12 protein-coding genes are annotated in these 12,982 nt (G+C 56.2%); 9 read left to right on the top strand and 3 right to left on the bottom strand.

Annotated elements, in window-relative coordinates; translation table 11 throughout:
- Window positions 1-47 precede the first annotated feature (47 nt).
- Window positions 48-599 carry a metal-dependent hydrolase gene (locus HY751_01585; GenBank protein MBI4665080.1) on the bottom strand — a complete coding sequence of 184 codons (552 nt, stop codon included), beginning with the start codon at window positions 597-599 and terminating at the stop codon, window positions 48-50.
- Window positions 600-602: 3 nt separating this feature from the next.
- Entirely contained in the window at window positions 603-2,327 is a 1,725-nt protein-coding gene (locus tag HY751_01580) for a VWA domain-containing protein (protein ID MBI4665079.1), read from the bottom strand.
- Between the two features lie 183 nt (window positions 2,328-2,510).
- Here HY751_01580 and HY751_01575 point away from each other — a divergent pair, with 183 nt between their 5' ends.
- Genes HY751_01575 through kdsA form a run of 5 tightly spaced genes read left to right on the top strand, consistent with a single transcriptional unit; the run spans window position 2,511 to window position 7,717 of the window.
- A complete protein-coding gene (locus HY751_01575; protein MBI4665078.1) occupies window positions 2,511-3,914 on the top strand; it encodes an undecaprenyl-phosphate glucose phosphotransferase in 1,404 nt (467 codons plus the stop codon).
- 21 nt (window positions 3,915-3,935) lie between these two features.
- On the top strand, window positions 3,936-4,556 hold the full coding sequence (locus HY751_01570) for a pyridoxamine 5'-phosphate oxidase family protein (GenBank protein MBI4665077.1): 621 nt from the start codon (window positions 3,936-3,938) through the stop codon (window positions 4,554-4,556).
- Window positions 4,546-5,289: a 3-deoxy-manno-octulosonate cytidylyltransferase gene (gene kdsB, locus HY751_01565; protein ID MBI4665076.1), complete on the top strand. Its 744-nt coding sequence runs from the start codon at window positions 4,546-4,548 to the stop codon at window positions 5,287-5,289. Before HY751_01570 ends, kdsB begins: the two co-directional genes overlap by 11 nt.
- 2 nt (window positions 5,290-5,291) lie before the next feature.
- Window positions 5,292-6,893 (top strand): CTP synthase, encoded by a 1,602-nt coding sequence (locus HY751_01560; protein ID MBI4665075.1) that lies wholly within the window; start codon window positions 5,292-5,294, stop codon window positions 6,891-6,893.
- Entirely contained in the window at window positions 6,890-7,717 is an 828-nt protein-coding gene (kdsA, locus tag HY751_01555) for a 3-deoxy-8-phosphooctulonate synthase (protein ID MBI4665074.1), read from the top strand. Before HY751_01560 ends, kdsA begins: the two co-directional genes overlap by 4 nt.
- A 225-nt stretch (window positions 7,718-7,942) precedes the next feature.
- On the opposite strand, the gene HY751_01550 is transcribed toward kdsA, so the two are convergent.
- Complete coding sequence (locus HY751_01550; protein MBI4665073.1) at window positions 7,943-8,785, bottom strand: flagellin FliC; 843 nt, start codon at window positions 8,783-8,785, stop codon at window positions 7,943-7,945.
- A 363-nt stretch (window positions 8,786-9,148) separates the two neighbouring features.
- Between HY751_01550 and HY751_01545 the strand changes: the two genes are divergently transcribed.
- The 4 genes from HY751_01545 (at window position 9,149) to HY751_01530 (ending at window position 12,830) form a co-directional block, all read left to right on the top strand.
- Window positions 9,149-10,330, top strand: a complete 1,182-nt coding sequence (locus tag HY751_01545) for a flagellar hook protein FlgE (protein ID MBI4665072.1) — start codon at window positions 9,149-9,151, stop codon at window positions 10,328-10,330.
- Window positions 10,331-10,572: 242 nt separating this feature from the next.
- Window positions 10,573-10,743, top strand: coding sequence for a hypothetical protein (locus HY751_01540; protein ID MBI4665071.1), 171 nt, complete (start codon window positions 10,573-10,575; stop codon window positions 10,741-10,743).
- 21 nt (window positions 10,744-10,764) lie between these two features.
- Window positions 10,765-11,295: a cytochrome C oxidase subunit II gene (locus HY751_01535; protein ID MBI4665070.1), complete on the top strand. Its 531-nt coding sequence runs from the start codon at window positions 10,765-10,767 to the stop codon at window positions 11,293-11,295.
- Window positions 11,296-11,309: 14 nt separating this feature from the next.
- Complete coding sequence (locus HY751_01530; GenBank protein MBI4665069.1) at window positions 11,310-12,830, top strand: cbb3-type cytochrome c oxidase subunit I; 1,521 nt, start codon at window positions 11,310-11,312, stop codon at window positions 12,828-12,830.
- Window positions 12,831-12,982: the final 152 nt, after the last annotated feature.

Raw genomic sequence — 12,982 nt, 5'->3', positions numbered from 1 at the left:
CGGTAAAAGGTAGATGGCTTATATGCGCGGACGCGCTGTTGCGGCGGTTATTGAAATTGCCGCTGTGGATTCTTGGCCTTCATCAACCATTGCGCCGCAAGATACACACCGCCGAAAAGCGCAATCTCCAGCGACAGGTTCACGGCGTTGGCCATCGTGAACACATGGCTTCTGTCCACGCCGGGTAATAGCGGGATGATGTAATAATCGCCGCTCAAAGGCCACAGGGCCGGAAGGCCAATGCCGTTTTGCGGGAACTCGTCCACGCATATGATGTCCGCCATGATGTGGCTTGTGTAGGCCAGCCCGGTAAGAAATGAAAGCCTGAACCAATTCGGCGAGTCCAAAAATACCGCCACGGCTCCGGCAAGCGCCGACGCTATCACCGCAAACCCCAAAGAGTGGGTGATCCCATGGTGCCCCAAGGATGAGATGTTTAATCCATCGCCGTCCCAGGATATGAAATCCAGGTCCGCCATGCAGGCCACGGCGGTGAAGTAAAGGCTTGTGATCCACGCATGTTTTTCACCGGGCTTGCGCTTGCTGTAAAACTCCCCCACCGCAAGACCAATGAGGCAGTGGCCGATTGGGGTAGGCACCGGCTAAGTCTCCATGGTCATGCGACGGTGGGTTATGTAGTCCACAATGGCGTAGCGGGTAAGGCTGTCCGGCTCCGGCTGGTAAAGCCTGCCCCGGTTTATTTTCAGCATGGACTGGATAAATTCGTCCTCGCCGAAATAGCCGGAGTCGAAATCGGAGCCCAGCAGGAACGCGTTTATCCTGATACCCTCGCCGGTCAGCGCCCGCACCTCGTTCAACGTGGCCTCGAAAGCCGGTTGGCCCGGTGGGTAAGTTAGATACAACATGGAGCCTTTGTAATATGCAGTTGGGGCGCCGTCTGTAATAAGGATTATCTCCTTGTTGGTCCCTTGTTGCGATTGCAGGATGCTCCGCGCCAGTTCGAACCCTTTTTGCATGTTGGTGAAATATCGCGGCACATGGGCCAGTTCCGCCTTGGGGTCTCTTATCCGGGAAAAATCCACCCGCATGTTCACCGCGCCTCCTGCGAAAGTCACCGGCTCCGGAGCCAGGTTCATGATATCCCCCAACGCCGCGCGTTTGGCGAAGGTGGCAAACCCTATGAAACTCACCGAGTCCTGGGGATAATAGGCGCGGGTGAGCGCATCCAGCGCCAGGGCCATTTTTTTCGCGTTGTGGAACCGGCCGTAACGGCTCATGGAGCCGCTCATGTCCAGCATGACCACTATGTTGGCGTGGGCTGTCCCCGCGGTTTGGGCCACTTCCATATCTTCCCGGCGCAGGCGGGCCTTGGTGGATCCCTCGCGCACCATGGCGTTTAAAAGGCTTGCGGCCACGTCCAGCCCAGTGAGAGGGTCGCCATACTCATAGGGTCTTGTGCGGGCGGTTTCCACGGCTCCTTCGCCCTTCATCTCCACAAGATGGACGCCGGAGCCGTCCATTTTCAACTGCTCGAAAATTTCCGAAAGCGCCCGGGAGCCAACTTTGCGCGCCGCCGAAGGGGTAAGCTTGAACACGCCATCGTCGTCCCGCTCCACAAGGCCCGTGGTTTTCAAAGCCTCGGCCAGCTGGTTCATGGTATCTTCCCGGGCCTTGTTAAACTTCTCGTAAGCCTCGTCGCCCATGATGTTTTTAAGGTTTTGTTCGTCCACCCCGAACAGGTCGCCCCTTTCCTTTGCGTTTTCCAGCTGGCGGCGCAAGTCTTCCAGGGTTTCGTATTGTTTGAAAACGTCCCTGGCTTCATGAGGCGAAGGTTCGCGTTTGCCATGGAAAACGTCGCCGAACCGTTCAAGGAACTTTTCGGTGTCGGCAAGCGTTTCCGCGTGGGCCATGGCTTTGAAAAGCTCTTCTTCCAGCTCCACACTGTCCTTATCTGCGCGGCGCAGGATCCACCGGGCCTCATGGAGCGCCGAGGCGCTTTTATCCCTGGCGGCTTTTTCTATCTGGCGCGCAAGGCTATCGTCATTCCGGGCAAGCTCCCGGGCCTTGCTGGCGGCGGTCTTGAACCTGCGGGCGGATTTTCTGGACAGCCCCTTGATGTCGTATTTCCCGCGCAACTCTTCCTGCATGGAGTCCACTTTTTGAATGTACTCCTCCAGCAGGGTGTCGAACCCGTCGTTGCGGAGGAACTCGTTTACGGGCAGGCCCTGCTCCAGAAGATAGCGCAACGCCTCGTTGAAGCTTATGTGGTAGCGCATCACCAGCTCCGTTGCGGCGCGGACAACGTCTTCCAAAGTGAAAGGAGGTTTTGGCGGCTCCTCCCATGGGCCATACCGGTGAATTATCATGGATATTATTTTACACCCTGGGGATGGGCGGGGTGATGCTTGAGGGCTTTCACGCAGGCCGGTGTTTTATTTGCAATTCAGTCCACGTCAAATAGACGTACCGGGCGCCTACCCAAACCATGGCCGGATGGGTTATAATTTTCAGCGTCTTGCGCCATTGGCGACGTTCTTTGGATTCGGATAATGTTAAAGAAACATAACCAGCTGTTCCTTACCATAATGCTGGCCGCAGACACGCTGGTTGCGGCGGTGTCTTGGCTATTGGCCTATTACGTCCGGTTCAGCCTGGAGGTGATCGAGGTTGACAAGGGTGTTCCCCCTCTATGGGATTACCTTATCTTCGTCCCGATCATCATGGTTACCTGGTTCTTCTCGCTCCGGTTCAGCGGCCTTTACACCCCCATGCGGTCGGACTCGCGGTTTCACGAGTACTACCGCATTTTCCGCACCGCCACCGTGGCCACAATCTTCATGATGGCCGCCACCTTCTTTTTCCGCGAGTATTCTTATTCCCGCGCCGTTATGGCCCTGTTCTGGGGGATAAGCGTGGTGGGGCTCATGGTTTCGCACACTTCTGTCAGGACCATCCTCCGGATCATGCGGAGCAAGGGGTACAACCTCCGGTATGTCCTGATAGTGGGAACCGGCGAGCTGGGCCAAACATTGGCGGCCACCTTCGCCCGCCATCCGGAATCGGGGCTGAAAGTTGTGGGCATGCTGGCGCAGGACGAAAATGAAACCGGCAAGTCATATCACGGATATGAAGTGATAGGGACCGTTGGCGACATCAAAAGACTGATTAGCCAAAGAGGGGTGGACCAGATATTCATGGCCCTTCCCCGGCAGGCCAACGACCTTCTGGACAAGACCTTGAGCCTTTTGGGGGATGAGATGGTGGACGTCAAACTGGCGCCGGACATTCTCCAGTTCATGCGGCTTAACGCCGGGGTGGAGGATTTCGACGGCATTCCCATAGTGTCCCTCTCCGAAAGCCCGCTGTATGGCTGGAACCTGGTGCTAAAACGCCTGTTCGACATCATCTTCTCCATGTTGTTCATCGTCATCTGGTCGCCGGTTATGCTCGCCATAGCGGCGCTCATCAAGCTGGAGTCTCGCGGGCCGGTCCTTTTCCGGCAAGAGCGGATGAGCCTTGGCGGCGGCCGGTTCCACATATACAAGTTTCGCTCCATGGTGGAAGGCGCGGAGAAACAAACCGGCGCCGTTTGGGCCAGCAAGGACGACAGCCGCAAGACAAAGGTCGGGGAGTTTATAAGAAGGACCAGCCTGGACGAACTGCCCCAGCTTTTTAATGTGTTGAAGGGGGATATGAGCCTTGTGGGCCCCCGGCCCGAACGCCCGGTGTTCGTGGAGGATTTCAGCAAGAACATACCCATGTACATGCTGAGGCACAAGATGAAGGCGGGCATGACAGGCTGGGCCCAGGTGAACGGGTTCCGGGGGAACACCTCGCTGGAGAAAAGGATAGAGTACGACCTCCATTACATCGAAAACTGGTCCATGCTTTTTGACCTGAAAATATTGTGGCTCACGGTTTGGCGCGGGTTTGTGAACAAACATGCGTATTAACGGCCACGGGACGGTTTGCCGATGAGACGCAGTGAGTTTGAGGTGGACGCGACAGATGCCCAGGAGCTTTTTTCAGCCATAGAAGTGGGGCAATTGGGCTTTGTGGACGGCGACGGATGGCCGATGACGCTTCCAGTCAATTTTGCTTTCTCCGGCGGGAAAATATTCTTCCACGGCGCTGTGGACGGCGCAAAGTATCACGCGCTGAAAAACGGGGCTAAAGTCACCTTCCTCGCGTATATCCCATACTCTTACATTCCGTCTTACTGGCGCTCGTCGGAATTCGCCTGCCCGGCCACCATGCTGTTCAAATCGGTCCTTATGAAAGGGTGGGGGGATGTTATAACCGATGCCGAAGAAAAGGCTCTCGCGTTAGGGTTGTTAATGGCAAAATACCAGCCGGAAGGGGGGCATGCGCCCATAAGCGCCATCGCGCCATTGTACGCAAAAGAGCTTTCAAACACGGCCGTGTTCCGCGTAACTCCGGAGCGGGTTGACGTGAAGCAAAAATTCGCTCAAAATCTTCCCCTTGAAGTCAGGAATATGTTGATAGAAAAGCTGGTTGCCCGGAACAAAGGTATGGATGTGAAGACCGCTGAAGAGATACGCCTAACAACGCTCGAAAAACCACGTGGAAGATAAAACCCTCGTAGTCATTCCCGCCCGGTACGGCTCCACCCGTCTTCCCGCCAAGGCGCTCAAGCTGATAGGGGGAAAGCCCATGATAACAAGGGTGTACGAACGGGCCAAACTGATGAAGACCCCCAGCCGGGTGATAGTGGCCACCGACGACGAGCGGATTTTAAAAACCGTCACCGGTTCCGGCGGCGAGGCTGTAATGACCTCCATCCATCATGCGTCCGGCACCGACAGGGTGGCGGAAGTGGCCCGGAAGTTTCCGGAATACGGAATAGTGGTCAACCTCCAGGGGGACGAGCCATTTGTGGACACGGATTCGGTGGATCGAGCCGTAAACGCCCTTAAGGGAAATCCCGGGGCCAGCGTTTCAACACTCTGCGTTTCCGTGGAGAGGAAAGAGGCCGAAGACCTGAACGTCACCTGCGTTGTCCGTGACCTCCATGGCATGGCGCTATATTTCTCCAAACTTCCCATCCCCCATCACCGCGATGGCGCTGATGAAAACTCCCGCTGGCTCAAACACCTGGGAGTATATGTGTTCCGCCGCGATTTTCTTTTGCGCTTTTCGGCCATGAGCCCGACGCCGCTGGAAAAACTGGAGAAACTGGAACAGTTGCGTATACTGGAGCATGGAGAGAAGATACTGCTTGTGGATACAGACCGTGATTCTTTGGGTATAGACTCGCCTGCCGACCTGGAAAGGGCGGAGGCTTTTGTGAGAAACGGGGAATTTTAGTAATGGCCAAATATGTTTTTGTGACCGGCGGCGTTCTTTCAAGCCTTGGAAAGGGCATAACGGCGGCGTCGCTGGGGGCTTTGCTGGAGGCCAGGGGTTACAAGGTGACCATAATGAAACTGGATCCATATATCAACGTGGATCCGGGCACCATGAGCCCGTTCCAGCATGGCGAGGTGTACGTCACCGATGACGGCGCCGAGACGGATATGGACCTGGGCCATTACGAGCGGTTCATTTCCACCACCATGGGCAAGCTCAACAACGTCACCACCGGATGGATCTACAACAACGTCATCCAGAAAGAGCGCCGGGGGGACTATCTTGGGGCCACCGTGCAGGTGATACCCCATATCACCGACGAGATTAAAGCCCGGCTGACCGCCGTTGGCGAGGGGTTCGACATCGCCATTTGCGAGATCGGCGGAACCGTGGGCGATATCGAGTCACTGCCGTTCCTTGAGGCCATGCGCCAGTTCCGGTTCGACATCGGCAGGGACAACGGCTGTTACGTGCATGTCACCCTTGTTCCGTATATACGGGCCGCAAAAGAGCTTAAAACCAAGCCCACCCAGCATTCCGTGCGGGAGCTTTTGCAGATAGGGGTCCAGCCGGACGTGCTTGTGTGCCGGTCGGAGGAGCCGCTTAACGATTCGGTGAAAAAGAAGATAGCCCTGTTTTCGAACATGGACCCTGCCCACGTTGTATCGGCGCTGGATGTGCAGTCCATTTACGAAGCGCCGTTAAGGCTTCACGCGGAGGGTTTCGACGAGCGGGTCCTGGAGTTGCTGGGGCTGGAGAAACGCAAATCCGACCTGACTGAATGGAAAGACCTGACCGAGAGGATATACCGCTCCAAACCGAAAGTTACCATAGGCGTAACTGGCAAATATGTGACCCTCACCGAATCGTACAAAAGCCTTTCGGAGGCAATAATCCACGGCGGGCTGGCCAATGATGTGGATATAGATTTTAAATGGGTTGACTCGGAGCATCTTACCGATGAGAACCTGGAAAAGACCTTTCGGGACGTCCACGGCATATTGGCGCCGGGCGGGTTCGGCGAACGGGGCGTGGAAGGTAAAATCCTGGCCATCAAGCTTGCGCGGGAGAAAAAGATACCGTTTTTCGGGATATGCCTCGGGATGCAATGCGCGGCAATCGAGTATGCCCGGAACGTTTGCGGCCTTAAAGACGCCCACAGCACAGAGTTCAACGAGAACACCCCCCACCCTGTGATAGACCTGATGCCGGACCAAAGCCCGACCAAGGCCAAGGGTGGCACCATGAGGCTTGGGTCTTTCCCCTGCCAGTTGAGGAACGGGGCTTTGGCGCACCAGGCGTATGGCAACCGGGAGATAAACGAGCGGCACCGGCACCGGTACGAGTTCAACAACAATTACCGGATGAGGCTTGAAGAGGCGGGCATGATGTTCTCCGGCCAGTCTCCGGATGGAAGGCTGGTGGAGATAATCGAGCTTCCGGACCACCCGTGGTTTTTGGCCGTGCAGTTTCACCCGGAATTCAAATCGTCACCGCGAAAGCCGCATCCGCTTTTCTCGGCGTTTGTCCGGGCGGCGATGAACAACAGCCAGCTGATATGATCCTCTCGCTGGAGCCGTGGCCTGTACAATTGGGGGGCAACCTTCCATTCGTCTTCATAGGCGGGCCGTGCGTGATAGAGAGCGAAGACCATGCCCTTTTCACCGCCGAGCGGCTTAAAAAAATCACCCGGGAGGCGGGGGTTCCGTTCATTTACAAATCCTCTTACGACAAGGCCAACCGCTCTTCGATTGATTCATACCGAGGTCCGGGGCTTGAAAAAGGGCTTTCGATACTGGGGAAAGTCCGCGAAAAAGTGGGTGTCCCGGTAGTTTCAGACATCCATACACCCGAGGAGGCCACCGCGGCGGGAGAAGTTTTGGATGTGCTTCAGGTTCCGGCTTTTCTTTGCCGTCAAACGGACATTCTTGTGGCGGCGGGTAAAACAGGAAAAGTTGTAAACGTGAAGAAGGGGCAGTTCCTGGCCCCGTGGGACATGAAGAACACCCTTGAGAAAGTCCGTTCCACAGGAAACAAGCGTGTAACGCTTACCGAGCGGGGAACCACTTTCGGCTATAACACCCTTGTCACCGACATGGGCGGGTTGAGTATCATGGCGGGATTGGGCGTTCCTGTGATTTTCGACGCCGGTCATTCCGCCCAGGCTCCCGGCGGGCTGGGCAAATCGTCTGGTGGAAAAAGGGAATTGATCCCGGCGCTGGCCCGGGCCGCTGTGGCGGTGGGAGTGGCGGGTGTGTTTCTGGAAACCCATCCCGATCCGGACAAAGCCCCGTGCGACGGGCCAAACATGTGGCCCATGGAGGAACTTCCTGCCTTGCTGGAGTCGCTCAAACGGGTTGACGGTGCCGTAAAACCGCTTCTTTAAAAAATAATCAGGCTTCGGCAGGCTCAGCCTGACACCCTCCCTGTCACCCCGGGCTTGTCGAGGTGTGACAATAGATTGATTGTCATGGCTCGGCAGTCTCACTATGACAGCCCGCCAAGGCCACCAGCCATGATATACAAGTTCCAAATACCTCCCGACGAAAATAAAAAAGGCGGCGGGTTTTGCCCGCCGCCCCTTTTCAGGCCTGGTTTCCCAAGCCGGTTGTTACCCTAAGAGCTGTAACACCGTCTGCGGCACCAGGTTGGCCTGGGCCAATATCGCGGTGGAAGCCTGCACCAGTATCTGGTTCCTGGTGAACTGCGATATTTCACTGGCGTAGTCGGCGTCGCGGATCTGCGATTCGGCGGCCTGCAGGTTCTCGGCGCTCACCGCCAGGTTGTTGATGGTGTGCACCAGCCGGTTCTGCACCGCGCCCAGTTTACCGCGGCCTTCCGTAACGGTCGAGATGGCCGAATCAAGCCTGGTCATCGAATCCAGGGCCGACTGGACATGGGTCACCGATATGTTGGTGATGTTCAAACCGGTGGAGTCTATGGCGGTCAGATCCACGGAGGTATTGAGGTTGATGCGGTCGTTGCTGGTGGCCTGCATACCCACATGGATAACCACGCTTGAGCCGCCGGAACGCAGAGAGCCGTCTATAAGCTTCTGCCCGTTGAACTCTGTAACCGCCGAAATCCTGTCTATTTCGTTGCGGAGCGCGTTGAACTCACGGTTGATGGTCTGCCGCTCGGTGGAGCCTACAGTGCCAGTGGCGGCCTGGGAGGCCAGTTCCCGCATACGAACAAGGATTGAAGACTGCTCGGAGAGGGCGCCTTCCGCGGTGTTTATCATGCTCACGCCGTCGGAAGCGTTTCTGGACGCCTGCTGAAGGGAGCGGATGTCACCCCGCAGAGCTTCAGATATGGCCAGGCCGGCCGCGTCGTCCGCGCCGCGGTTGACCCTCAAACCTGAAGATAGCCTTTCCAGAGATTTCTGAAGAGCGCCGCTGTTGTTGCCCAAGTGTCGCTGGGCGGTCACTGAATAAAGGTTGTTATAGACTCGCAGTGCCATGACTAGGTTCCTCCATGATTGGGTTTAGCTTCCCTGCCGCCCCGCCAGCTCTTCCATTAAATCTGGTGGTGAAGGCTTTCTTAAAAACTTCCAGTTCTTTCTTCCGGCGACCTTACCGTTGCCGGTTTATATATCGCCTAATCATCTTTTCGGAAGGCCCGGACTTTTCTTAAGCGGAAGGTGGAAAAAATTTCCCCTATACGGGAAAAATCTGCATTAATGAAAAAAGGGCTAAAATGGACTAAAGAAATTGTTTGCGGGCGCCGATAAGGAAAAAGGATTAGTCTTGGCGGGGTATGGTTACCGCTTATTGGCGCGCTGTATTATATAGATAGCTGGTTTTTTCGGTGACGCCTGATGATAGAAGGTCTCGGTTCCGCCCTGTCTGGCCTGAGGGCCTATGTGAACAACACCAGGGTTACGGCCAACAATATCGCAAACCTAAACACCACGGCATTCAGCCCATCCCGGACTGTAAACCAGTCTTTGCCGGGCGGGATGGGGGTTTACACCGCCTCCACGCAAACCGTGCATTCCCAAGGCGCAATCACTTATACAGGCGCCTCGCTGGATATGGCCATCAGCGGCTCCGGCTATTTCAAGGCCGTAGGCCCCAATGGCCAAACGGGTTATACCAGGGGCGGGGATTTCAAGATTGATAGCCGGGGCAGGCTTGCCGACTCCAACGGAAACCTCATCCAGGGTTATTCCTACACCAGGGATTCTTCGGGCGCTCTCGTTAGAAGCTCCCAGGCGGGGGATATCTATATATCTAACGCGCAAGGCTCCCCAAAGGGTAGCAGTTCCTTCAGTTTTGGGATGAACCTGGACGCCCAGGCTCCCGTGGGGGAAAATTTTTCCACTACCGTAAGCGCGTACAACTCGCTGGGGGAGAGCGTACCCATCACATATTCGTTCACCAAAACCGGCGCCGGGACGTGGGATTATTCCGCCACCGGCCCGGCTGGAACCACCTTGAGCGGCTCCGGCGCGGCGGGAACCCTTTCGTTCGATTCGGCGGGGAACCTTGCATCGCCAGCGTCGAATCCATCCCTTACCATAACCGGTTTTCCATCGGGAGCGGATCCCATGACCATGAGTTGGGATTTAAACTCCGCCGGTGGCGTTAAATCGTATGCTTCCGCCTCCACAGTCACCGCCGTCACCCAGGACGGAGCGCCCGGCGGGCAAATTTCCGGCCTGTCGGTTGGGAGCGATGGAACCGTGTCGGCCATGATAAACGGGCAAAGCCAGCCGGTGGCCCAGGTGGAGCTTTATAACTTCGCCAACCCGGGCGGGCTATCGAGGGGCGGGAACAACCTTTATTTTGAAACCGCCGCTTCGGGCCAGCCCATAGCCGGAGTAGCCGCCAGCGGCTCATTTGGGGAGATAGTCCCCGGCTCCCTGGAAGCTTCCGGCGTGGATTTGGGGAGCGAGATGGTGAACCTTATCCAGGCGAAATACGGATTTACCGCCCAAACCAAAATGATCCAGGCCGCCGATGAAATGGCCGGTTATCTGCTGGATATAAAAGCCTAGTTTCCGTACCCCGGTACACCCCGCCCATTTGACAATCTCCGTGCGGATATATATATATATTTTACATATATTTATTAACGCCGGATGACTTTTATCATATCCGGCGCTTTTTAGGTGGAGGGATAATGCGTTCGTAACGGCGTGAAACAGGCCCTTCCCTCCTTGCATTTCCCTGCGGGCCGCTGGTTTCATGGCCGGGTCAACTGTGCTTTAAGGCAAACCTTCTTGAAAGGGGACAACGTATGGCGCAGGAAAAATCTCCCGATCAGCAAAAACCCATCTCGTTCTGGCAAGTGTTTCTGGACGACATCTTCCTCCTGTTCTTCCTCGGAGTGGCCATCACTTTCATAAGCTATACCGTGTGGGGGCTTGTGGAGTTGGGCACAGTGGGCTTTACCCAGGCGGTAAATTGACATTTTGGGGGATTAAAAACCATGAGCATCTCATCGCCGGACAGAAACTGGTGGGACACCCCGGTCCACAAGGAAGAAAGATTGTGGATTATCCTGGCCCTCACCTGGAGCATACTTCTCACCCTGGCCATGCCCTGGTGGCACGTGACAGGGGAGCAGAACACGTCGCAGGCCTACTCAAAAATGACCGCCGTGGAATTTGACAAGGCCACGGACAGGTTCATAGACAAGTATAAGGTGGGGGAAGAGCAGGGGACGCCCGTAGTGGCTCCACCAGCCGATAGCGACATTTACCTGAGGGCCCGGCAGTTTTCGTGGGACCCCATCCTGAAACTGAAAGCAAACAGCTCATACAAGCTCCATCTTTCCTCGGGTGATGTGAACCACGGGTTCTCCGTGTTTCCCATCAACATCAATTTCGAGGTGGTCCCCGGATGGGACAACCTTCTGGTGGTCACGCCCACCAAGGCGGGAGAGTACACCATAATCTGTAACGAGTTTTGCGGCATCGGGCATCACACGATGATCGGCAAGATCTACGTGGAATCCTGAAGGAGGATGAGGATATGAACGCCGATACTCTTGCTTTTAGGACATGCCCGACCACCGGCCTGAAAGTACACAGGCCAGCCGAGGTGCTGATACAGATCAACGCCGTCACCGCCATTGTGTTCCTGCTGGTGGGGGGCATAATGGGGCTTTTCATGGCGTTGACCCGCTGGCAGACGGTGCATCTTCTCAATGAGGAGTGGTTCTACCGTCTTCTCACGCTCCACGGCATCGCCATGCTGGTGGCCTGGATAATCTTCTTCGAAATGGCCATACTATATTTCGCCTCGGCCATACTGCTCAACAGCAGGCTCGCGGCGCCGTGGGCTGGCTGGGTTCAATATGTGTTGATGCTCGTTGGCGGAGCCATCGTTACGGTGGAGGTGCTCATGGGCCGGGCCGACGTGATGTTCACATCATACGTGCCGCTGGCGGCCAGCCACTGGTATTACCTAGGCATCATACTGTTCGCCGTTGGCGCCATTGTGGGGTGCGTGGTGTTCTTCGCCACGCTGATGGTGGCAAAACACGAGAAGACCTATGAGGGCTCCGTCCCGCTGGTTACTTTCGGCGCGGCGGCGGCGGCGATAATCGCCATAATCACCCTGGCCCACGGGGCCATCACGTTCGTTCCCACCTGGCTGTGGGCGCTGGGGCTGATACCCATGATGGACGCGGAGGTGTACCGTTTATTGTTCTGGGGATTCGGGCATTCCTCGCAACAGATAAACGTGTGCGCCATGGTCTCGGTGTGGTACCTGCTGGGCACGCTTACCACCGGCTCCAAACCCATCAACGAAAAGGTTTCCCGAAGCGCCTTCGCGCTTTATATCCTGTTCATCTGCATCGCGTCGGAGCACCATCTGCTGGTGGATCCGGGGTTGAGCGCGGCCCATAAAACCTGGAACACCGGCTACTTCATGCACCTTGCCGTTCTGGCTTCCATGATCCACGCCTATTCGGTTCCGGCGGCGGTGGAGGTGGCCCTGCGCAAGAAGGGTTACACCAAGGGGTTGTTCGAATGGCTCAAGAAAGCCCCATGGGGCGACCCGGCGTTTTCATCGCTGGCGTTGTCTTTGGTCGGCTTCGGCTTTCTGGGCGGCATCTCCGGGGTTGTGTACGGCACCGAGCAGTTGAACATCATCTCCCACAACACCCTTCGCATACCGGGCCATTTCCACGCCACGGTTGTGGCGGGCACAACGCTGGCCTTCATGGGCGTTACCTATTATGTGCTTCCGCTGATTTTCCGGCGTGAGGTGGCGTTCAAGGGGATAGCCAAATGGCAACCTTATGTTTATGGATTAAGCCTGTACGCGTTCTGCACCGCCATGATGTTCGCCGGTGGGTTCGGCGTGTCGCGCAGACAGTGGGACATGACCGGCGTGGACGCCCCGTTCCAGGTTAACTTCGGCCCGGTGGTGGACCTTACCATGGCCGTGGTGGGCATCTCCGGCGTGCTGTGCGTTGTAGGCGGGGCCATGTATGTGCTGGTTGCCGTTGGCACTTTGCTGGTGGGTAAAAAGATAAACGCCTGAGCGTTTTTGGGAAGGAGGGCTAACACCCATGTCGCAAGAGTTTGAAAGGGAAGAACACCATCCGAAAGGATCGTTTGTCCTTATCATGATCTTTTTCGTGACGTTCCTTGTGTATTACCTGCTCAACTGGATGTTCCTGGCGGAGGTGTGGA

The sequence above is a fragment of the Nitrospinota bacterium genome (assembly GCA_016208975.1).
In the GTDB taxonomy this organism is placed as follows: domain Bacteria; phylum Nitrospinota_A; class UBA7883; order UBA7883; family JACRLM01; genus JACQXA01.
Note: the sequence above shows the minus strand (reverse complement) of the source record. Positions and strands in the feature narration are given on the sequence as shown.